Source organism: Bradyrhizobium sp. USDA 3650 (assembly GCF_054057395.1).
Map to the genome: position 1 here is coordinate 4120198 of NZ_JBSRZG010000001.1, position 20392 is coordinate 4140589.

The following is a 20392-nucleotide window of genomic DNA, read 5'->3' on the forward strand; positions in this document are numbered from 1 at the left end:
GACCAATCGAGGGAGACCAAAGATGACCTGGAAAGATTTCGTCAGCCGACGGTTGATCTCATCACGCCGCCGGAGCCTCGCAACCGCGACCTTGTACGGACTCTCGCTGGCCGTTCGCTTCACGTCGGCGACGGGCGAGGAAGTGGAAATTCCGGCTTACAACATGCACCCGGCACACCCGCCCGTTTCCATCATGATCCGAAATGGCGCCGGCCTTCCCTATCAGGACTGGGGTCGAAATGAGCCTCAGCCCGTCGTCATGGGCTACGGCCAGCCGCCGAGATCGGTGATGGCACGCTGCATCGGGCCCTAAGCCAGCGACCCAACCCACCCACGCGCCGACGCCGGACGCTGCCCTCAACGCAGCAGCGCGGTCGTGCGCGATCTTTCGAACAGCAACCAAGGAGAAAATCCATGCGACTCGTCATCATCGGCGCCGGCTTCGCCGGCATGTACGCCGCCCTTTCCGCAGCGCGACTGCGCGACATCCGGGGCGTCTCGCCGCAAGATCTGCAGATCGCGCTCGTCTCACCGGAGCCGACGCTGGTGGTCCGTCCGCGGCTCTACGAGCCGAAGCCGGAAACCCTGACGGCCCCGCTGCTCGAGGTCCTCGAGGCGATCGACGTCGACTACATCCAGGGCAGCGCCGAGACGATCAACACTGAGGCCCGAACGGTGCAGATCACGCCCGCGAAGGGCGCGCGAAAGACGCTGTCCTACGACCGCCTGGTCGTGACCACCGGCAGCCGGCTCTTCCGTCCGAACATTCCGGGCCTCGCCGAGCATGGCTTCAGCGTCGATTCGCTCGACGACGCCGTTGCGCTCGACAAGCATCTGCATGGCCTCGCGGAGCGGCCTGCCGTGAACGGACGCGACACGGTCGTCGTCGCCGGCGGCGGCTTCACCGGGATCGAGGCGGCCACCGAAATACCGGCGCGGCTGCGCGAAATCCTGGGCCCCAATGCCAGGACGCGCGTCGTCATCGTCGATCGCAACACTGCGATCGCACCCGACATGGGTGCAGGCGCCCGCCCCGTCATCGAGGAAGCCTTGCGCAAGATTGGCGTCGAGACACGGCTCGGTGCCGGCGTCGCCGCGCTCGACGAGACCGGCGTCACCTTGTCCAGCGGTGAGCACATCGAAACCGAGACGGTGATCTGGGCGGCGGGCATGCGTGCAGCGCCGCTGACCGGGCAGATTCCCGCCGAGCGCGACAATTTCGGACGGTTGCTGGTCGATCGCTTCTTGCAGGTGCCAGGCGTTCAGGGTGTCTTCGCGGCCGGCGACGCAGCACGCGCCGCCTGCGACGCCGAGGGCAATTACGCACTGATGTCGTGCCAGCACGCCACGCGAATGGGCGCCTTTGCCGGCAATAATGCCGCGGCCGAATTGCTCGGCGTTCCGACCAGGCCCTACCACCAGAAGGCCTACGTCACCTGCCTGGACCTCGGCGAAGCCGGCGCGCTGTTCACACGCGGATGGGAGCGCAAGGTCGAGCTGGTCGGCGACGTCGCCAAGAAGACCAAGCGTGAGATCAACACCGTCTGGATCTATCCGCCGAAGGCGGAGCGCGCCCTGGCGCTCGCGTCGGCCGATCCGGAACGGGTGACCGAAGTCTAGCGCACCAAGCGATCACGGGCTGCGCTCTCCCCCGGCGGCGCGGCCTGCTCAACCACCAGCCGGAAGCCTCTATCTTTGAACCAGGAGACCAACATGAATCTGCACAACACCTCATATCCCGTGTCATCGGGACCCGAAGAGCTCGTTCCGTCGCGCTACGCGCTGAAGATCGGCGAGATCGACGTGCTGGTGGTCAGCGACGGCGTGCTGCCGCTGCCGACCAAGATGCTCGCGCACAACGCCGACCCGGCCGTGCGGGCGACCTGGCTGCACGACATGTTCCTGCCGCAGGATGCTTTCGACTGGGCGCTGAACGCCGTCATGGCCCGCAGCGGCGGCAAGACCATCCTCATCGACGCCGGACTGGGCTCGGACCCGAACCTGAACTTGCCGCGCGCCGGGCAGTTGATCAGGCGACTGGCGGCCGCCGGCATCGATCTTTCGGCGGTAACCGATCTGGTGCTCACCCATCTGCACATGGACCACATTGGCGGGCTGCTGGTCGACGGGGTGAAGCAGCAGCTGCGCAAGGACCTGCGGATCCACGTCGCGGCCGCCGAGGTCAAGTTCTGGGAAAAGCCTGACTTCTCCCGCACCGCCATGCCGGAAGGGTTTCCGGACGCGCTGCGATCGACCGCCAAGCAGTTCCTGAAGGAGTACGGCCCTCAGCTGCGGCTGTTCGATGACGAGCAAGAGATTGCGCCTGGCGTCATCGCCCGTCGCACCGGCGGCCACACGCCCGGACACAGCGTGGTTCGCATGGCGTCCGGCGATGACGCGCTGACATTCGCCGGCGATGCCGTGTTTGCCGTCGGGTTCGAGCAACCCGACTGGTTTAACGGTTTCGAACACGACCCCGAGGAGGCCGCGCGCGTTCGCGTTCATCTGTTGCGACAGCTTGCCGAGACCGGCGAAATGCTGGTGGCGACGCACCTGCCGTTCCCGTCCGTGGGCCGGGTGGCTGCCGACGGCGACGCCTTCCGTTGGGTGCCGGTGTTCTGGGACTACTGACCGCTTGCCGGGTTAGAAACGAAGCAGGGCGCGGACTCGATAGGTCCGCGCCCTTGAAAATAGGATCAAACATCGACCCTCGCGGTTATCGCCCCGCTGAGACGGCTGGAACCGGTCGGCGGCGCCAGCCAGCATTGCGTCACGTGCCGCGCAGGCGGCTCCTCGTCTGCGCTCGTACGCGCGCGAGATCGAGCGAGGCGATATGGCGATCGCGGCATTCAGGATGGTCACTCTCGTAGCGGTTGCTGCCATGATCGGCCCATCCGTGCAGGCCCGCGACGACGGTCGCTACGCGAACTCTCCCCTCAAGGGCTGGTTCGAGAGCCTGCACAGCAAGGGCGGCGGTCCCTGCTGCGCCGACGCCGACGGCACCGCGCTCGACGATGTCGACTGGGACACGAGCAACGGACATTATCGCGTGCGACTCCTGGGCGACTGGATCGAGGTGCCCGACGACACCGTGATCACCGAGCCGAACCGCGCCGGCCGCACCATGGTCTGGCCGTATTACGTCAACGGCCGCGCCAAGATCCGCTGCTTCATGCCGGGCAGCATGATTTGAGATTTTGAATTCTGATGTCCCGGCTCGGCCCAGCATACGATGACGCGCCGCTGAACCGGCCGGCGCGGGCTCACTTGACCTGCTTGGCCGCGTGGATCTCGACGAACTCGGCATCGGGATGCGCGACGATGGTCGCGAACATGATGCCGCTGATGATGAGCGACCAGGCGGTGTCCCAATAAATCCAAAACACGTGCCAGCCTCCGTTTCGATCTGCTCCGCCCGCGGGATCAGGGTAACGGCAAGGCGAGGCTGCCGTTCCCAGTGCGCGGGCGGCGCGGGCGAGGTGCTATTTTGGTTTGGTCGGCGCGGAGTCGGGATCGGTTTGGCCGGTGTGGCGCTTTGCCACGACGTCCTCGTCGCGCTCGCCCTGACGCGGGCGCGGCGGCAGCTTGGGCTGGCCGGCCTGACCGCCATGCTTGCCGCCCATGTCGGGCTTACCTTCGAGATCGTTTTCACGGGGCATGCCGGTTCAATGCGCTCGCGCGGTATTGGTTCGGTTCGGCTGTGAACGAGTTCACAGGATCGCCGCGATTTGCAGCGCACGATCGCCAGGCCCGCCCCCGGGAGCATTCTCATTCATGTGACTGACGGATTCGGCCTGATGCGGAAACGACTCGTCGCCTGGACGATCCTGACCTGCGCTCTGCTCGCGGTCACCGTGTGGACCGTGCTCGGGCCGCCCCACACCCCGCCCGGGCCTCATCTGCCCTCCCGCACAGCGGCGATACGGTAGGTTTCCCACCGATACCATTTCGGCATCGATCGATCCCAATTGGAGTTTGGCGCGGCGGGGCGGCTGCCGCTATCCTCGCCGGCAAAACGACAAATGCCGCACCGGCATCCAGGAGGACCCCATGCTGAGACCGACCCGACGCATCAGATCCGGCGTACCCCGCGCCGCGATCGCCACCACGCTTGCTTTCCTCACTCTCATTTCTGGAGTCCGCGCCGGCATGGCCGAGACCTTCGCCTATGTCGGCAACGCCGACAGCAACGACATCAGCGTGTTCAAGATGGCCGAGAACGGCGAGATGACGCCCGTGCAGACGGCCGCCTTCACCGGCGTCGAAAAGCCCGGCTCCTCGACGCCGCTCGCGATCACGCCCGATCATCGCGTGCTGATCGCCGGTGTCCGCTCGCAGCCGTTTCTCGCGGTGAGCTTTGCGATCGATCCCAAGACGGGCCAGCTCAGCCATCTCGGCAACGGCCCGCTCGCCGACAGCATGGCCAATATCGCCATCGACCGTAGCGGCAAATTCCTGTTCAGCGCCTCCTATGGCGGCAACAAGGTCGCGCTGAATCCGCTGCTCGCCAACGGCGTCGCAGGCGAGCCGAAGCAGGTGATCCCGACCGGGCTGAACGCGCACGCCTTCCTGCCCTCGCCCGACAACCGCTTCGCGTTCGCGACCAATCTCGGCTCCGACCAGATCCTGGCCTTCGCGTTCGATGCCACGACCGGCACGCTCACGCCGAGCGATCCGCCGGCCCACAAGGTGCCGGAGAAATCGGGGCCGCGGCATTTCGCATTCCACCCCAACGGCAAGTTCGTCTATCTCCTCCACGAGCTGAACGGCGACGTCGCGGCGTTCGCCTATGAGGCCAAGGGCGGCGCATGGGACGAGATCCAGCGCACCAGCGCGCTGCCCGAAGGATTTACCGGAAAGCCCTGGGCCGCCGACATCCAAATCACCCCCGACGGCCGTTTCCTCTACGCCTCCGAGCGTACCACCAGCACGCTCACCGCCTACAAGGTCGATGCGACAAATGGCAAGCTGACCACGATCGGCAGCGTGCCGACCGAGAAGCAGCCACGCGGCTTTCACATCGATCCCAGCGGGCGCTACCTTGCCGCAGTGGGCGAGCTCGCCGACAGCATGACGGTCTATGCCATCGACCAGAGCAGCGGGGCACTCGCCAAGCTGAAATCCTACGCCACCGGCAAGAAGCCGAACTGGGTGGAGTTCTTGAGCCTGCCGTGAGATTGCTCCGCTGCGGGACGAGTTCGGCCTGCATGGTTCGAGACGCCCGCTTTGGCGGGCTCCTCACCATGAGGGTCTGACATCCCGCCGCGAGGCATGACCTCATCCTGAGGGCCCGCCGCAGGCGGGCGCCTCGAAGGATGGCCGCAGGGACGGTGGAAGACAGCGAACCTTGGCGCCGGCCCCGAAGACTAATTCAACGGGCGGCATCGCGCCGCCCGTGCTGCGGCGGCATTCTCATCCGGCCGGCCCTGATGTGCCCTTGGCTCGCAGCGATCGCTTCTGCTAACGATGAGGCCGTCAAGGCCCCAACCGGAATGACCCATGCGTTCATTGCCTGCGCGTCCTGTTTCCAGACATCTCGTTGCGCTCGCCGGACTGCTGGTGCTGTCGGCCCAGCCCGCTGCCGCCGCCGATGACGACGCGCCCAAGGGGCCGGCGGTCACGGTGCTGAAGGTCGCAAAATCCTGTTTCTCCGACATCGTCGAGGGCACCGGCACGATCATCGCGCGCGAGGCAAGCTCGGTGCGGCCGGAGCGGCCCGGCCTGAAGGTGACGGAGGTGCTGGCGGAAGCCGGCGACACCACCACCGCCGGCCAGGTGCTGGCGCGGCTGGCACTGCCCGAGGGCGGCACGCTTCAGGTCACCGCCCCCGTCGCAGGCGTGATCGCGACGTCGACCGCGCAGATCGGCAACCTCGCCTCCGCCAAGGGCGAGGCGCTGTTCACGATCGTGGCGCGCAGCGAGTACGATCTCGTCGCCCTGGTCGCGACCAGCGATATGCGCAAGCTCGCAGTCAATCAGGTGGCGACGGTGCGCATCGCCGGCGCCGGCGACATCGACGGCAAGGTGCGCCGCATCGGCCCGACGGTCGAGCCGAACATCCAGCAGGGCATGGTCTATATCGGCATTTCCTCGCAGAAGCGGCTGTTGCTGAATGCGAGCGGCCGTGCGCTGATCAAGTCGGGCCAGAGCTGCAATGTCGCGGTGCCGCTAACCTCGGTGCAGTATTCCTCCGCCGGCACCGTCGTGCAGGTGATCCGCCGCAACCGCGTCGAGACCAAGCGCGTCGAGGTCGGACTGATGTCGGGCGGCAATATCGAGATCCGCGACGGCCTCAACGAAGGCGATATCGTCGTCGCCCGCGCCGGCGCGCTGCTGCGCGAAGGCGATCCGGTGCGCACGGTGATGGCCGCGGAAGCGGCGAAGTAGTCCCCGCGATCGTCATTGCGAGGAGCAAAGCGACGAAGCAATGACGGTGGAGAGGCAGATGTGCGCTGAGCACGTCAATCGTAGGGTGGATTAGCCGAAGGCGTAATCCACCTCTTTGCTTTCCATGCTGACGAGAGAAGTGGTGGATTACGCTTCGCTAATCCACCCTACCAGCGCTAAGAAAAACTAGCCGCCGGCTTCGCCGAAATGGACGTCCTCGAGCAGGGAGGAGGAGACGGTCGGGACCTGGTCGCCTTCGCTGGCGCGGGAGATGGCAAGGCGGGTCTTGTTGAAGACGCTCTCGGCGCTGCCCTGCGCATTGAGGTTGTTGAGGAACTCGCTGACCAGCACGCTGTGCTCGCCCTTGCCGTCGTCGACGACCTTGCCGGGCGAAGCCGAGGAGAGGATCAGCGCATTGTCGGTCGCGCTGATCGGCGCGAGGCCGTGGCTGTAGGAGCGGAAGCGACGCTCATAGGGATTGCGGCGGGAGGCGTCGACCACGACGAGCTTGGCCTTGGCGCCCTGCTCCTTCATCATGTCAAGCACGCCCTCGATGGAGACGCCGTGACGGCGGACATCGCTTTCTTTCCAGATCACGGCATCGACCGGCAGCATGTAGCTCTCGCGGCCGGCCTGTACGCCGTAGCCGCCGAAGAACAGCATGACGACGGTGTCGCGCTTGATCCGGGACTTCAGGCGATTGACGGCGCGAACCATGTCGTCCTTGGTCGCGTCTTCCACCATGTCGACGTCAAAACCGTTCTTGCGCAGCGACGAGGACAGCGCGCGGGCGTCGTTGATCGACTGCGTCAGGGGCGCGCTGGCGTCGGGGTAGTGTCCATTGCCGATGACGAGGGCGAGACGCGAGGCCTGGCCGATCGAACCGGTGACCTGGTCGGTCGAAACGGCCTTGGCGGCATCGAGCGCCCGCATGTTGAGGGCAGCATGGGCGCCGATCACGAGCGAGACCGTGCCGATGAGGGCTGCGGCCACCGCGATCGTGCGTCGGGAAATGTCGAGCTGCGTTACATTCATCTCGCGTCATTCCTGTCAGTGCCAAAGACCAGCCAAGCACGCGCACACTGTTTGAGTAGCGCGATAGCGTCTTTGGGTTTGAGGGATTGGCCGGGGGTGTGCCCCCGAATTGCGCGCAATTTGCGGCGCCGCACCAAACAAAGCCTTAACCGGATATCGCCTCCCCCGCAATAGATCGCCGAAAATTTGAGCTAAGTCACTGGAAGTACGAGCTAATTGTCACCGCCAAAAGTGTGATTTTTTTGCGTCCCCGTAGCCTTCCGGAGCCTGATTATGCAGGCTTCGTGCCGGCTTTTTCTGTGACTGTCATCACATTTGTATTTCCTGCGAATCCGGGTAGCTTTTTCAACGACTTGCAGGGGGTGGCACGCGGCTGGGAGCGTGCCGGCCGGCCCCCCAGCCAATTCCCGCGACCAGGTTATTTCATGAGCTTTCAATATTTTGCCGGCGCCGCCTGCCGGGCGCTGACGGCGCGGAAGGACGGCCCCTCGCTTTACGACGTCTGCGATCCCGTACTGTCTGTTGCGGCCAGCGGCGATCCGCATCTGGCCAAGTTCTACAAGACCGCGCTCGGCAATCCCGCATTGCGGGTATTGCTCCGCCGGGCCGGACTGCCCGAGCTGCGCGACGAAGGCAAACTGGCCCGGCTGCGCCAGGCGCTGGTGCGCGCCCGCGACGAGGCCGAGCCCGATTGGGCGGCGGTCGGCCAGCCCGTTGCCGATCTCGTCGACAGCATCGCGCTGGATCATCCCAAGCCGCCGCCGGCCATGTTCACCGGCGCCATGCCGCAGCCATCGCAGATCGACGGCGTGATCCGCGACTGCGCGCAGCATCTGCTGGGCTCGTACCGCAAAAATGGCTTTCTGCCGACCTACGCCGCGTTCAACCTGATCGGCGATCCCGATTTCCGCGGGCGCGAGCTGACCATGGCGCTCACGGGCCTCAACGCGCGTGGCTACAAGAACTCCTCGCTGCTGTTCAACCTCGCCCGTGTCTTCATCGCGCGATCGCCGGCGCGCGCAGTCGTCAATCCGCCCTGGCGAGGGGTTGCCGAACCGATGTGGGAGCCGGTGCAGATCCGGCACCGCTCGGCCTATTACGACGCGTTCTTCATCGAGGCGCTGTTGAGTTACGTCGAGACCGGGCTGGCCTCGCTCGCCGACAAGATTGCGGCGGAGCGCGCGGTTGCCGACATGGTCGATTTCTGCGTCAACATCAGCCGCGAAGAGGTCGAGGGCGTCGACGGCGCGCGGTTCAACGTCATCACCGCGCTCGCGCCCGCACCGCATCCGCGCTTCTCGCGCTACTTCGCCCAGATCAAGCAGGACCTCGGTTTCGGCGTCTACGTGCCGGATTGCGACACCACGGCGTGCTCGATCTCCGCGGCGACGCAGGCCGGCTGCATCGATCCGATCCTCGACCAGCCGCTGCTGGATTTCTACGCGGGCTATCAGGTACAGGCGGGCGTCAACGAGCCGCGCGTGACCGTGCCGATCAACGACAATATCGATTATGAGGGCGGGGTTGCGACCTGGATCGACAATCTCAAGGGCGAGCGGCCCTACGGCAACGATCTCGATCCGACGCTCAATCTCGACATTCTCGAGGTCAGCTTCCGCAACCTCGCGCGCTGGAAAGTATTGGAGACGCCGGCGCGGCTTGCCACCGTGCATCGCATCATCGGCTTCCAGAAGCGGCTGGCAGCAAGCGGCGCCTTCGCCAATCCGCGCTCGCACATCTATTATCTGCCGGAGCTCTACAGCGCCTATTTCGGCCGCTGCTACGCCGCCTTCCTGGCGCTGCCGCTGGCGGCGCAGGCGATCATCGATCCCGACGGCGATTTCGATTTCATCCGCCACCGCGTGCTCTCCTACGTCAAGGGCGAGCTGATGGCCGCCGAGATGAACGTGTTCGACGCAGCGCTCGCGCTGATCGCGCTCGGCCATCTCGGCGCGGACCCACGCGCCTTTGCGCCGGCGCTGAACGTGATCGTCGCGAGCCTCGGCGAAGGCGGTCGCCGCGGCCCGTTCCGTGCCTATGAATGGAACAAGATGAAGACGCCGACGCGGATTCTGGTCGGCGGTCCGGAGGTCACGTCGGCGTTCGTGCTGATGGGGCTCGCGGTGGCCAAGCGGGCGATGGCGCGGGGATAGGTTTCGTAGGGTGGGTAAGCGAAGCGTAACCCACCACTTCTGCGCCGTGGAGACGAAAGATGACAGTAAGTTGAAAGCCCAACTGCCAGGCATATGCTGGCCGGGCGGACAAAAGCCGACCACAATTGCGAGGTCTATCGCAGTTTTCATCACACGCGGACCGGCATGTTGCGGAAATTCCTGATTGCGCTGTCATTGCTCGCCTTATCCGTCCCCGGCTTGCCGTCGCAGGCTGAGGCCGCCGACATCACCGGCACCGCAAAGGTTCGCGCCGGCGACGCCGTGATGATCGGCAACACGCGGATCAGGCTCGGCGGCATCGACGCGCCCGCGGTCGACCAGCTCTGCCTCAACAACAAGGGCGAGCGCTGGACCTGCGGCATCGCGGCCCGCGACGAGTTCGCCAAATACGCCGACGGCAAGAGCTGGATCTGCCATGCGAGGTCGATCGACCGGCGCGGCCGCACCGTGGCGCGCTGCGATGTCGGCGGCGAGGATATCCAGAAATGGCTGGTGCGCGCAGGTTGGGCGCTGGCCTACACCCGCATGTCGCACGACTATGAGGCGGACGAGAAGGCCGCGCGCGAGGCCAAGGCCGGCATGTGGCAGGGCGCCTTCATCGCGCCCTGGGATTGGCGCGAGCGCAACAAGAAGACCACTATCCTCGGCGCCACCAAGCCGCCCGACGGCGCGCATGCGATCCTGCTCGCTTCGGCCTCGGGCCCGGTCGCTCCCTCGCCGGACTGCACCATCAAGGGCAACGTCAACTCCGCCGGCGAATGCATCTATCACCGGCCGACCAGCCGCTGGTATGCGCAGATCAAGATGAAGATCAGCAAGGGCACGCGCTGGTTCTGCTCGGTGGAGGAAGCCGAAGATGCGGGCTGCCGCGAGACTAAGAGATAACCCAATTCAGACCTGCGTTTTCCGGCCTTTTCTTGCACCGCAGCGCCGCGTAAAAGTGTGAATCAGCGACCCACCATCCTGTTCTCAGGCAACAAGGACCAACAGCAATGACCGTTCGCGCGGGCCGGGAATTTCTGGCCATCCCCGGGCCCACCAATATGCCCGACGAGGTGCTGCGGGGCGATGCATCGTCCGGCGATCGACATCTACTCCAAACAGATGACCGATCTGACCGAGAGCCTGCTCAGCGACATCTCGAAACTGTTTGCCACCAAGGGCAAGTCCTACATCTACATCGCCAACGGTCACGGCGCCTGGGAAGCAGCATTGAGCAACGTGCTGTCGCGCGGCGACAAGGTGCTGGTGCTCGAAAGCGGACGGTTCGCAATCGGCTGGGGCCATGCCGCAGCGCTGATGGGTGCCGAGGTCGAGGTGCTCAAGGGCGACTGGCGCCGCGCGGTGCGGCCGCACGAGGTCGAGGAGCGCCTGCGCCGCGACAAGGAGCATACGATCAAGGCCGTCGTCGTCGTCCAGGTCGACACGGCGTCTGGCGTGCAGAACGACATCGAGGCGATCGGCAAGGCGATCAAGGCGAGCGGCCATCCGGCGCTGTACATGGTCGACACTGTCGCCTCGCTCGGCTGCATGCCGTTCGAGATGGACAAATGGGGCATCGACGTCGCGATGTCGGGCTCGCAAAAGGGCCTGATGACGCCGCCCGGCCTCGGCTTCGTCGCGGCCAATGCGCGCGCGCTCGAGGTCCAGAAGACCGCCAACATGAGCACGCCCTATTGGAGCTGGAGCGAGCGCGAGGGCAGCGAGCATTATCGCAAATATGCCGGCACCGCGCCGGTCCATCTGCTGTTCGCGCTGCGCCAGGCGATCGACCTGCTGCACGAGGAAGGGCTGGAGAACGCCTTCCGCCGCCACAGCCTGCTCGGCGAGGCCGCACGACGCGCGGTTGGCGCGTGGTCCGAAGGCCAGGTGCTCGGCTTCAACGTCGCGGAAGCCAGCGAACGCTCCAACACCGTGACCACGGTGACCATGAGCAACGGCCACGATCCGGCAATCCTGCAACGCTATTGCAAGGAGAAGTGCGGCGTGGTGCTCGGCACCGGCATCGGCGATCTCTCGGGACAAGCCTTCCGCATCGCCCATATGGGCCACGTCAACGCCCCGATGCTGCTCGGCACGTTGGGGGTGATCGAGGTCGGGCTGAACGCGCTGAAGATCCCGCACGGCAAAGGCGGGCTCGAGGCAGCGGTCGCGTATCTCGGCGAAGAGGTGGCGGTGTAGACGCCTTTTTTTCGTTCTCCCCTGTGGGAGCAATCTTGTAGCCCGGGTGAGCGAAGCGACACCCGGGATTCTTGCATGAGGCCCCGCATGTCGCTTCGCTCATGCGGGCTACGGCAGCGGCGGGATCCGATACGCCTCGACCTGCGCTCTCAATTCATTCAGCGACGCAAGCGGCGCCTTCGGATCGACCCGATATTCCCCGTGCGCCAGCCACGACAGCACCTTCGCATCGACGACCGGCGAATGGTGGATGACGTCACCGTAATTGTCGAGGTTGTGCGTCACGTCCTTGATCGCCCGAAAATCGTGCAGGCGCACATTGGGAAGCTGCGTCAGGCGCTGCGCCATGACGGCGGTGAGGTCGGTGACGATCTTCAGCGTCGCAGGCGACGCATCGCGCATCGCTATGAATTGCAGGATCGAATAAGGCGGGAAGTAGATGTCGAAGGTCACGTCCGGATGGCGCGCGATCAGGCCGACGGTGTCACGCTCGAAATGCCGGACCATGGCGTCGTAACGATAGCCTTCGCCGAGAAAGCGGCTGCGTACGGGATCGGTGATATAGGCGAAGGCCGCGAGCGTCCTTTTCGCATTATAGGCGCGCGCGACGTCGGTATCGCGCGGCAATGCATAGATATCGTCGACGTCTTCAAGCGCAAACTTGACGGGCAGATAAGGCGCGGCCCGGGTCAGCGGCTGCCGCAGCGGCGGAACCGTCCGCAGCAGCGCAAACAGGGATTCCTTCGCCATCGCCGCGCTGAACAGATAGGACGCGATGCCTTTTGCCGTCCCGCGATAGAGATCGGCAGAAAGATAAGGATCGGTCTCAATGTCGGCCGCATCGACAAAGATGAAATCGTCCATCGCCCAGATCACGCGCTTTGCGCCGCGGTCGATTGCCTGCTCCAGCACAAACCCCTGCTGGCGCGAATTGGAGCCGGTCATCGCCAGCTTGAGCGAGTGCACGCCGAGCGCATGGTCGATGTCGCTCTGGCGGAAATGGATCGCGAGCGAGGTGCCCATGAAGACGGTGTCGAACGACTGGCTGCGGATCAACCCGGCATTCTGCACGCGCGTGTCGTCGGAATAAAAGGGCGCGACCAGACGCGAGGGCCGAAACAGCTGCAGGGGATCGATGACATAGGTGAGCGCAGCCGCGCCCAGCACGCACGCGATGCTCGCGAGGAGAAGACGCCCTGGATGTGTGAACGCGCCTCGCATCAGAACCGGAAATAGATGAATTCGCTGTGGCTCTGGATACCCAGAATCCCGAACGCAAGCACCAGCGACGCAGCATAGAGGACCAGCGGCCGCATCCGTCCGGCCATCAGGCCGTCGCCGACCCTGCGATTGGCGTGATCGTACCCCACGATGCCTTGCGTGTTCGGCGCCAGCCACACCAGCGCGGCATAAATTGCGACCATCACCGAGGCCGCAATCTCTTCGCGGCCGAACACGATGTTCCCAGGATCGGCCATCGCATTCAGGATCCGCATGGCCCAATCGACCCGTTCGGCGCGGAAGAAGACCCAGGCGACAACGACGGCGAGGAATGTCAGCACCGCCCCCGCGACGCGGGTTGGGCGCGCGAGCAACTTCGGAACATTCGGCACCAGCGCATTGAAAGCGTGATTGATACAGAGATAGGCGCCATGCAGCGCGCCCCAAATGACAAATGTCCAGGCCGCGCCATGCCAGAGCCCGCCGAGCAACATCGTGAGCAGCAAATTGACGTAGCGCAGCACGCGGCCGCGACGGTTACCCCCGAGCGGAATGTAGAGATAGTCGCGCAGGAAGTGCGACAGCGTCATGTGCCAGCGCCGCCAGAACTCGACGATGCTGGTGGCCTTGTAGGGCGAGTTGAAATTGACCGGCAGGAAGATGCCGAACATCAGCGATATCCCGATCGCCATGTCGGAATAGCCGGAGAAGTCGAAATAGAGCTGGAACGTGTAGGCGAGCGCGCCAAGCCAGGCCTGGTCGAAGCTCGGCGCGCGCGCATCGAAGGCGAGCGCGACCAGCGGCTGGATGCCGTCGGCGAGGCACGTTTTCTTGAACAGCCCGATTGCGAAGATGATGATTCCGCACAGGATCAGATGCGCGTGCGGCTGCTTGGTTTCCTCCCGTTCGAATTGCGGGATCATGTCCTTGTGGTGGAGGATTGGCCCCGCGATCAGATGCGGAAAATATGTCACGAACAGCGCGTAGTGCGGCAGCGCGTAGGCCGCGACCTGCCCGCGCCAAGCGTCGACCAGGAACGCGATCTGGGTGAAGGTGTAGAAGGAGATGCCGACCGGCAGCAGGATATGGACCGCAAAGTGCGTGCCGGCCAGTGCATTGACGTTCTCGGCGACGAAGCCGGCATATTTGAAGACGCCAAGCACCAGGAGATCGCCGGCGACGCCGAGGGCAAGGGCCGCCTTGCGTTGCGACGAAGTGAGCTTCGCCACGATGAGAAGGTGGCCTATGCCGTAGTTGAAGGCGATCGATATCAGCAACAGGGCCACGAACTGCCAATTGCCGATGGCATAGAAGGTGAGCGAGGCCACCGCCAGCCAGATCACCGGCGCCAGATTGCTGCGCCGCCCGAGCCAGAAATAGCCCGCCAGCGCGGCGGGCAGGAACAGCAGGATGAACGGGTAGGAATTGAACAGCATCAGGCTGGACCGGCGGCGGGGATTAGGAAGCCTAAAGCATAGAAGGGACCGATCAACAACCCGGCGACTTGGCGCTATTCTGGCGCGGTCCTTGGCGCAGTGGCGCTGGCAATTCGTGGAATCGGGACGATATAAGGCAGGACGCATCTTCTCCCTCTCCCCGCCTGCGGGGAGAGGGTTGGGGTGAGGGGGAGTCTCCACGAGGACGGTGACAGCGAGACTCGCGGAGAGCCCCCCTCACCCGGATTGCATCTTCGATGCAATCCGACCTCTCCCCGCAAGCGGGGCGAGGTGAAGAAGAAGCCGCGCGCGAACGTGACATGATGAGGATCGAGTGACACAAGCCAAAACACCATCCCAGCCCCCCGTCGCCCCGCGCCGGCCGCATTCCTTCACGCGGCATGGGATCACCGTGACCGACGACTATGCCTGGCTGAAGGACGAGAAATGGCAGGAGGTGCTGCGCGACCCCGCAGTGCTCGATCCCGACATCCGCAAATATCTCGACGCAGAAAATGACTACACCGAGAGCCTGCTCGGCCATACCGCAGCCCTGCAGAAGACGCTGGTGCGCGAGATGCGGGGGCGGATCAAGGAGGACGATTCCAGCGTGCCGTCGCCCGATGGTCCCTTCGCCTATTTCCGCAAGTTCCGCGAAGGCGGCCAGCACGAGCTGTTCGGCCGCATGCCGCGCGATGGCGGCGAGGGCCACATCGTGCTCGACGGCGATGCGCTGGCCAAAGGCCATGAATACTTCAAATTCGGCGGCAGCCGGCACTCGAACGACCACAGGCTGCAGGCCTGGAGCGCCGACACCAAGGGCTCGGAATATTTCTCCATCCGCGTGCGCGACTGGTCGACCGGCAAGGACCTTGACGACGTCGTCGAGGAGACTGACGGCGGCGTGGTCTGGAGCAAGGACGCCACGTCTTTCTTCTACGTGAAGCTCGACGACAATCATCGCCCGATGCAGGTGTGGCGGCACAAGCTTGGTACCGGGCAGGCCGACGACACGCTGGTCTACGAAGAGCAGGATTCCGGCTGGTTCACCCATCTGCAGGAGAGCACCAGCGGCCGCTTCTGCGTCATCGCGGGCGGCGACCACGAGACCTCCGAGCAGCGGCTGATCGATCTCGCCACCCCCGACGCACCGCCGCGCCTGGTCGCGGCACGCGAGGAAGGCGTGCAATACTCGCTCGCGGACCGTGGCGACGAACTCTTCATCCTCACCAACGCCGACGACGCGATCGACTTCAAGATCGTCACCGCGCCGCTCGCTTCACCCGAGCGCAAGAACTGGCGCGATCTGATCCCGTATCGTCCGGGCATCTACATCATCGACCTCGATCTCTATGCCGGCCACATGGTGCGGCTGGAGCGCGCCAATGCGTTGCCGTCGATCGTGATCCGCGACCTCGCCTCGAATGAGGAGCACGCCATCGCGTTCGACGAAGCGGCCTATTCGCTCGACACGATGGGCTCCTACGAATTCGAGACGACGAATTTGCGCTTTTCCTATTCGTCGATGACGACGCCGTCGGAAGTCTACGACTACGACATGGTCAAGCGTACGCGCACCCTGCGCAAGCGGCAGGAGATTCCGTCCGGCCACAATGCAGCCGACTACGTCACGACGCGCATCATGGCGAAGGCGCAGGACGGCGCCGAGGTGCCGGTCTCGATCCTCCATCGCCGCGGGCTCACGCTCGACGGCGCGGCGCCGCTGCTGCTCTACGGCTACGGCTCCTACGGCATGGCGATGCCGGCCTCGTTCAGCGCCAACCGGCTGTCGCTGGTCGACCGCGGCTTCGTCTACGCCATCGCCCATATCCGCGGCGGCGCCGACAAGGGCTGGGGCTGGTACCTCGACGGCAAGCGCGAGAAGAAGACCAACTCGTTCGACGATTTCTCGGCCAGCGCACGCGCGCTGATCGATGCGAAGTACACCGGTGCAAAGCGCATCGTCGGCCACGGCGGCTCGGCCGGCGGCATGCTGATGGGCGCGGTGGCGAACCGCTCCGGCGAATTGTTCGCCGGCATCGTCGCCGAAGTGCCGTTCGTCGACGTGCTCAACACCATGCTCGACGACACGCTGCCGCTGACGCCGCCGGAATGGCCGGAATGGGGCAACCCGATCGAGAGCGAAAAGGATTTCCGCACCATCCTGTCGTATTCGCCCTACGACAATGTCGCGGCGAAAGACTATCCCGCGATCCTGGCGATGGGCGGCTTGACCGATCCGCGCGTCACTTACTGGGAGCCCGCCAAATGGATCGCCCGCCTGCGCGCGACCATGAGCGGCGGTGGCCCGGTCCTGCTCCGCACCAACATGGGCGCCGGCCATGGCGGCGCCTCGGGACGCTTCAACCGGCTCGATGAAGTCGCGATCGTGTATGCATTCGCGCTGTGGGCGGCGGGAATGGCGGAGGCCGGGGTGTAGGCGCTCATATGCCTCCCCATCGTCGTCCTGGCGAAAGCCAGGACCCATACCGCGTGATCTATCCGATAAAGATCGGTGTCAGTACCGGGCGAAAGCACGACGACTGCGGGTCTTCGCCAAACTCCTCCCTGGGGTAATGGGTCCTGGCATTCGCCAGGACGACGGCGGAAATTGTGGGACGGGTTACCGTCCTTAGCGGCCGTTCGCCTTCCGCCATGCGGCGAAGTCGGTGAGCGTCTGCGGGTCCGTCGCCGGATAGAGACCGAAGATGCCGCGGCCCTTGTTGACTTCCTCGGTGACGAAGTCCTCGAACGCGGTCATCTCGAAGGTCTCGTTGGCGATCTCGTCGGCGAGATGCGCGGGGATCACGATCGCGCCGTCGCTGTCGCCGAGAATGACGTCGCCTGGAAACACCGGCGCGTCACCGCAGCCAATGGGAACGTTGATCTCGATGGCGTGATGCAGCGTCAGATTGGTCGGTGCGCTCGGGCGGTGGTGGTAGGCGGGGATACCCAGCTTGGCGATCTCGGCCGAATCGCGAAAACCGCCGTCAGTGACGACGCCGGCGACGCCGCGCTTCATCAAGCGCGTGACCAGGATCGCGCCGGCGGAAGCCGCGCGAGCGTCCTTGCGGCTGTCCATCACCAGCACCGAACCCGGCGGGCAATCCTCGACCGCCTTGCGCTGCGGATGGGAACGGTCCTTGAAGACCTCAATGGTGTTGAGATCCTCGCGCGCCGGCATGTAGCGCAGCGTGAAGGCTTCACCGACCATGGTCGGCTGACCGGCACTGAGCGGGTGCACATCCTGGATCATCTGGATGCGGAGGCCGCGCTTGAACAACGCGGTTGCGACGGTGGCGGTGGAGACGGATTTGAGCTTGTTGCGGGTGGCTTCGGTAAGTTTGGTCATGTCACGCTCTCTAGTAAATCGACGGCTCGCCGATCGGTGCGCCGAAATCTGTCTCGAGGAAGTCGAAGTCGCAGCCGTCATTGGCTTGCTTGATGTGCTTGGTGAACATCCAGCCATAGCCGCGCTCGAAGCGGCGCTCGGGCTGCTTCCAGGCGGCGCGGCGCTTGTCGAGCTCGGCCTCCGACACGTCAAGATTGATGGTGCGCGCGGCGACGTCGAGCGTGATGCGGTCGCCGTTCCGCACCAGCGCCAGCGGTCCGCCGACATAAGACTCAGGAGCGACGTGCAGAATGCAGGCGCCGTAGCTGGTGCCGCTCATGCGCGCATCGGAGATCCGCACCATGTCGCGCACGCCCTGCTTCACGAGCTTGGTCGGGATCGGCAGCATGCCCCATTCCGGCATGCCCGGTCCGCCCTGCGGCCCCGCATTGCGCAAGATGAGAATGTGGTCTTCGGTGACGTCGAGATCGGGATCGTCGACCGCCTTCTTCATCGACGGATAGTCATCGAACACCAGCGCAGGCCCGGTATGCTTGAGGAAGCGCGGCGCACAGGCGGAGGGTTTTATGACGCAGCCGTCGGGCGCGAGATTGCCCTTGAGCACGGCGAGCGCGCCTTCCTTGTAGATGGGATTGTCGATCGAGCGGATCACGTCGTCGTTGTGAACCTCGGCGCCATCGATGTTCTCGCCCACGGTCTTGCCGGTGACGGTGATGCAGTCGAGATGCAGATGCGGCTTGATCTGGCCCATCAATGCCGGCAAGCCGCCGGCATAGAAGAAGTCCTCCATCAGATAGGCATCGCCGCTCGGCCGCACATTGGCGATGACGGGCACCTTGCGGCTCGCAATCTCGAAATCGTCGAGGCCGATGTCGAGACCGGCGCGTCGAGCCTGCGCGATCAGATGGATGATCGCATTGGTCGAACAGCCCATCGCCATCGCCACTGCGATCGCGTTCTCGAACGCCTTGCGGGTCTGGATCGTCTTCGGCGTCAGATCTTCCCAGACCATCTCGACGATGCGGCGGCCGCATTCGGAGGCCATGCGGATATGGTTGGCATCAGCGGCGGGAATCGAGGAGGCGCCCGGCAGCGTCATGCCGATCGCCTCGGCAATCGCGGTCATGGTGGAAGCCGTGCCCATGGTCATGCAGGTGCCGTAGCTGCGGGCAATGCCGGCTTCGATGTCGAGCCAGTCCTTGTCGGAGATCTTGCCGGCGCGGCGCTCGTCCCAGTATTTCCAGCCGTCCGAGCCAGAGCCGAGCGTCTTGCCCTTCCAATTGCCGCGCAGCATCGGACCTGCGGGCAGATAGATCGCCGGAATGTTCATCGAAGTGGCGCCCAGCAGCAGCGCCGGCGTGGTCTTGTCGCAGCCGCCCATCAGCACCACGCCGTCGACCGGATGGCTGCGCAGCAGCTCCTCGGCGTCCATCGCCAGCAGATTGCGATAGAGCATCGTGGTCGGCTTGAGCAGCGATTCCGACAGCGACAACGCCGGCAGCTCCAGCGGCAGGCCGCCGGCCATCAGGATGCCGCGCTTGACGTCGTCAACGCGCGACTTGAAGTGCATGTGGCAGGGCTGCGCGTCCGACCAGGTGTTGAGGATCGCGATCATTGGGCGGTCCTTCCACTCCTCCGGCGCGTAGCCCATCTGCATGGTGCGGGAGCGGTGGCCGAACGAGCGGAGATCGTCGGGTGCGAACCAGCGCGCGCTGCGGAGCTGGTCGGGCGTTAGTTTCTTCTTGGTCATGATTGGGTGCCCCATTTCTGCACGGTGTTCCGCTCGATGGCGCGGAAGATCAGGTTCTCGACAAAAAGCCCGATGATGATCACCGTCAAGAGGCCGGCGAAGACCGCAGGTATGTCGAGCAGGTTGCGGTTTTCGAAGATGAACCAGCCGAGCCCGCCCTGCCCCGACGACACGCCGAACACCAGCTCGGCCGCGATCAGCGTACGCCAGGCGAAGGCCCAGCCGATCTTGAGGCCGGTCAGGATCGAGCCGAACGCCGCGGGGATGAGGATTTTCGCTACGTAAGGCAATCCGCGCAGGCCGTAATTGCGACCGACCATGCGCAGCGTGTTGGATACGCTCTTGAAGCCGGAATGGGTGTTGAGCGCGACCGGCCACAGCACCGAATGGATCAGCACAAACACCAGGCTGCCGTTGCCGAGACCGAACCAGATCAAAGCGAGCGGCAACAGCGCGATCGCCGGCAGCGGATTGAACATCGCCGTGACAGTCTCGAGGAAATCGGTGCCGATGCGGGTCGAGATCGCGAGCACGGTGAAGATCGCGGCGAGCGCGATGCCGGCCGAATAGCCCATGAACAGCACTTTCAGCGAAGCCCAGGCCCGCATGGGAATCGTGCCGTCCTTGACGCGATCGTAGAGCGTGAGGATCGTGTCGTGCAGCGTCGGAAACAGCAGGGGATTGTCGAGGGTGAGGCCGTAGGCCTCCCAGACCGCCGCAAGGAACAGGATGATGACGGTCTTGCGGACAAACCCATCGTTCCACAACAGCTCGAGCACGCTCAGCTTGCGCTCGACTTCGGCTGCGCTGCCGGCGACCGGCGCCTCACGCAGCAGGATTTTGGCTTCGCCCATGA

The 20392-nt window shown here is 64.7% G+C and carries 18 protein-coding genes and 1 pseudogene; 11 read left to right on the forward strand and 8 right to left on the reverse strand.

The window, feature by feature from the left end; genetic code table 11:
* The first annotated feature begins 22 nt into the window (after positions 1 to 22).
* The 4 genes from ACVIN2_RS19130 to ACVIN2_RS19145 all read left to right on the forward strand — a co-directional run bounded on the left by ACVIN2_RS19130 (position 23) and on the right by ACVIN2_RS19145 (position 3193).
* A complete protein-coding gene (locus tag ACVIN2_RS19130; protein ID WP_456766728.1) occupies positions 23 to 313 on the forward strand; it encodes a hypothetical protein in 291 nt (96 codons plus the stop codon).
* Positions 314 to 414: 101 nt separating this feature from the next.
* On the forward strand, positions 415 to 1620 hold the full coding sequence (locus ACVIN2_RS19135) for an NAD(P)/FAD-dependent oxidoreductase (RefSeq protein WP_456766729.1): 1206 nt from the start codon (positions 415 to 417) through the stop codon (positions 1618 to 1620).
* Positions 1621 to 1713: 93 nt separating this feature from the next.
* Entirely contained in the window at positions 1714 to 2631 is a 918-nt protein-coding gene (locus ACVIN2_RS19140) for an MBL fold metallo-hydrolase (protein WP_456766730.1), read from the forward strand.
* A gap of 202 nt (positions 2632 to 2833) precedes the next feature.
* Positions 2834 to 3193: a hypothetical protein gene (locus tag ACVIN2_RS19145; RefSeq protein ID WP_456766731.1), complete on the forward strand. Its 360-nt coding sequence runs from the start codon at positions 2834 to 2836 to the stop codon at positions 3191 to 3193.
* A 70-nt stretch (positions 3194 to 3263) separates the two neighbouring features.
* Here the strand turns inward: ACVIN2_RS19145 and ACVIN2_RS19150 are convergent, their stop codons facing one another.
* Positions 3264 to 3386: a hypothetical protein gene (locus ACVIN2_RS19150; RefSeq protein WP_256379023.1), complete on the reverse strand. Its 123-nt coding sequence runs from the start codon at positions 3384 to 3386 to the stop codon at positions 3264 to 3266.
* A 96-nt stretch (positions 3387 to 3482) separates the two neighbouring features.
* The gene (locus ACVIN2_RS19155; RefSeq protein WP_456766732.1) at positions 3483 to 3659 is read right to left on the reverse strand and encodes a hypothetical protein; all 177 of its coding nucleotides are present in this window, start codon (positions 3657 to 3659) and stop codon (positions 3483 to 3485) included.
* Between the two features lie 138 nt (positions 3660 to 3797).
* Here ACVIN2_RS19155 and ACVIN2_RS19160 point away from each other — a divergent pair, with 138 nt between their 5' ends.
* The 3 genes from ACVIN2_RS19160 (at position 3798) to ACVIN2_RS19170 (ending at position 6387) form a co-directional block, all read left to right on the forward strand.
* Positions 3798 to 3929, forward strand: coding sequence for a hypothetical protein (locus ACVIN2_RS19160; protein ID WP_354127119.1), 132 nt, complete (start codon positions 3798 to 3800; stop codon positions 3927 to 3929).
* A 121-nt stretch (positions 3930 to 4050) separates the two neighbouring features.
* Positions 4051 to 5175: a lactonase family protein gene (locus ACVIN2_RS19165; RefSeq protein WP_456766733.1), complete on the forward strand. Its 1125-nt coding sequence runs from the start codon at positions 4051 to 4053 to the stop codon at positions 5173 to 5175.
* Positions 5176 to 5499: 324 nt separating this feature from the next.
* Positions 5500 to 6387, forward strand: a complete 888-nt coding sequence (locus ACVIN2_RS19170) for an efflux RND transporter periplasmic adaptor subunit (protein ID WP_456766734.1) — start codon at positions 5500 to 5502, stop codon at positions 6385 to 6387.
* Positions 6388 to 6573: 186 nt separating this feature from the next.
* Here ACVIN2_RS19170 and ACVIN2_RS19175 read toward each other — a convergent pair whose 3' ends face one another.
* A complete protein-coding gene (locus ACVIN2_RS19175; protein WP_027515065.1) occupies positions 6574 to 7422 on the reverse strand; it encodes a caspase family protein in 849 nt (282 codons plus the stop codon).
* Between the two features lie 425 nt (positions 7423 to 7847).
* Between ACVIN2_RS19175 and ACVIN2_RS19180 the strand changes: the two genes are divergently transcribed.
* The 3 genes and pseudogenes from ACVIN2_RS19180 to ACVIN2_RS19190 all read left to right on the forward strand — a co-directional run bounded on the left by ACVIN2_RS19180 (position 7848) and on the right by ACVIN2_RS19190 (position 11777).
* Positions 7848 to 9575 (forward strand): hypothetical protein, encoded by a 1728-nt coding sequence (locus tag ACVIN2_RS19180; protein WP_456766735.1) that lies wholly within the window; start codon positions 7848 to 7850, stop codon positions 9573 to 9575.
* 165 nt (positions 9576 to 9740) lie between these two features.
* Positions 9741 to 10481 (forward strand): thermonuclease family protein, encoded by a 741-nt coding sequence (locus ACVIN2_RS19185; protein ID WP_456766736.1) that lies wholly within the window; start codon positions 9741 to 9743, stop codon positions 10479 to 10481.
* A 107-nt stretch (positions 10482 to 10588) separates the two neighbouring features.
* A pseudogene (locus ACVIN2_RS19190) lies at positions 10589 to 11777 on the forward strand (pyridoxal-phosphate-dependent aminotransferase family protein).
* 108 nt (positions 11778 to 11885) lie between these two features.
* On the opposite strand, the gene ACVIN2_RS19195 reads toward ACVIN2_RS19190, so the two are convergent.
* Together ACVIN2_RS19195 and ACVIN2_RS19200 are read right to left on the reverse strand one after the other, a co-directional pair.
* Positions 11886 to 12998: a hypothetical protein gene (locus ACVIN2_RS19195; protein ID WP_456766737.1), complete on the reverse strand. Its 1113-nt coding sequence runs from the start codon at positions 12996 to 12998 to the stop codon at positions 11886 to 11888.
* Positions 12998 to 14434, reverse strand: a complete 1437-nt coding sequence (locus ACVIN2_RS19200; RefSeq protein ID WP_456766738.1) for an MBOAT family O-acyltransferase — start codon at positions 14432 to 14434, stop codon at positions 12998 to 13000. Before ACVIN2_RS19200 ends, ACVIN2_RS19195 begins: the two co-directional genes overlap by 1 nt.
* Before the next feature lie 334 nt (positions 14435 to 14768).
* Here ACVIN2_RS19200 and ACVIN2_RS19205 point away from each other — a divergent pair, with 334 nt between their 5' ends.
* Positions 14769 to 16874, forward strand: coding sequence for a S9 family peptidase (locus ACVIN2_RS19205; protein WP_456766739.1), 2106 nt, complete (start codon positions 14769 to 14771; stop codon positions 16872 to 16874).
* Positions 16875 to 17066: 192 nt separating this feature from the next.
* Here the strand turns inward: ACVIN2_RS19205 and ACVIN2_RS19210 are convergent, their stop codons facing one another.
* From ACVIN2_RS19210 to ACVIN2_RS19220, 3 genes are read right to left on the reverse strand one after another with little or no spacing between them, the layout of a single operon-like run.
* Positions 17067 to 17786: a ribonuclease activity regulator RraA gene (locus ACVIN2_RS19210; RefSeq protein WP_456766740.1), complete on the reverse strand. Its 720-nt coding sequence runs from the start codon at positions 17784 to 17786 to the stop codon at positions 17067 to 17069.
* A 10-nt stretch (positions 17787 to 17796) separates the two neighbouring features.
* Positions 17797 to 19536 (reverse strand): L-arabinonate dehydratase, encoded by a 1740-nt coding sequence (araD, locus tag ACVIN2_RS19215; RefSeq protein ID WP_247284746.1) that lies wholly within the window; start codon positions 19534 to 19536, stop codon positions 17797 to 17799.
* The gene (locus ACVIN2_RS19220; protein WP_456766741.1) at positions 19533 to 20390 is read right to left on the reverse strand and encodes an ABC transporter permease; all 858 of its coding nucleotides are present in this window, start codon (positions 20388 to 20390) and stop codon (positions 19533 to 19535) included. The genes araD and ACVIN2_RS19220 overlap by 4 nt, the downstream gene beginning before the upstream one ends.
* Between the last annotated feature and the right edge of the window lie 2 nt (positions 20391 to 20392).

Excerpts from the sequence above, each read along its gene's own strand:
- ACVIN2_RS19170 (WP_456766734.1), top strand. The coding sequence starts at position 5,500 with ATGCGTTCATTGCCTGCGCGTCCTGTTTCCAGACATCTCGTTGCGCTC.
- ACVIN2_RS19140 (WP_456766730.1), top strand. The coding sequence starts at position 1,714 with ATGAATCTGCACAACACCTCATATCCCGTGTCATCGGGACCCGAAGAG.
- ACVIN2_RS19145 (WP_456766731.1), top strand. The coding sequence starts at position 2,834 with ATGGCGATCGCGGCATTCAGGATGGTCACTCTCGTAGCGGTTGCTGCC.
- ACVIN2_RS19155 (WP_456766732.1), bottom strand. The coding sequence starts at position 3,659 with ATGCCCCGTGAAAACGATCTCGAAGGTAAGCCCGACATGGGCGGCAAG.
- ACVIN2_RS19195 (WP_456766737.1), bottom strand. The coding sequence starts at position 12,998 with ATGCGAGGCGCGTTCACACATCCAGGGCGTCTTCTCCTCGCGAGCATC.
- ACVIN2_RS19130 (WP_456766728.1), top strand. The coding sequence starts at position 23 with ATGACCTGGAAAGATTTCGTCAGCCGACGGTTGATCTCATCACGCCGC.
- ACVIN2_RS19160 (WP_354127119.1), top strand. The coding sequence starts at position 3,798 with ATGCGGAAACGACTCGTCGCCTGGACGATCCTGACCTGCGCTCTGCTC.
- ACVIN2_RS19200 (WP_456766738.1), bottom strand. The coding sequence starts at position 14,434 with ATGCTGTTCAATTCCTACCCGTTCATCCTGCTGTTCCTGCCCGCCGCG.
- ACVIN2_RS19210 (WP_456766740.1), bottom strand. The coding sequence starts at position 17,786 with ATGACCAAACTTACCGAAGCCACCCGCAACAAGCTCAAATCCGTCTCC.
- araD (WP_247284746.1), bottom strand. The coding sequence starts at position 19,536 with ATGACCAAGAAGAAACTAACGCCCGACCAGCTCCGCAGCGCGCGCTGG.
- ACVIN2_RS19175 (WP_027515065.1), bottom strand. The coding sequence starts at position 7,422 with ATGAATGTAACGCAGCTCGACATTTCCCGACGCACGATCGCGGTGGCC.
- ACVIN2_RS19180 (WP_456766735.1), top strand. The coding sequence starts at position 7,848 with ATGAGCTTTCAATATTTTGCCGGCGCCGCCTGCCGGGCGCTGACGGCG.
- ACVIN2_RS19185 (WP_456766736.1), top strand. The coding sequence starts at position 9,741 with ATGTTGCGGAAATTCCTGATTGCGCTGTCATTGCTCGCCTTATCCGTC.
- ACVIN2_RS19220 (WP_456766741.1), bottom strand. The coding sequence starts at position 20,390 with ATGGGCGAAGCCAAAATCCTGCTGCGTGAGGCGCCGGTCGCCGGCAGC.
- ACVIN2_RS19165 (WP_456766733.1), top strand. The coding sequence starts at position 4,051 with ATGCTGAGACCGACCCGACGCATCAGATCCGGCGTACCCCGCGCCGCG.
- ACVIN2_RS19135 (WP_456766729.1), top strand. The coding sequence starts at position 415 with ATGCGACTCGTCATCATCGGCGCCGGCTTCGCCGGCATGTACGCCGCC.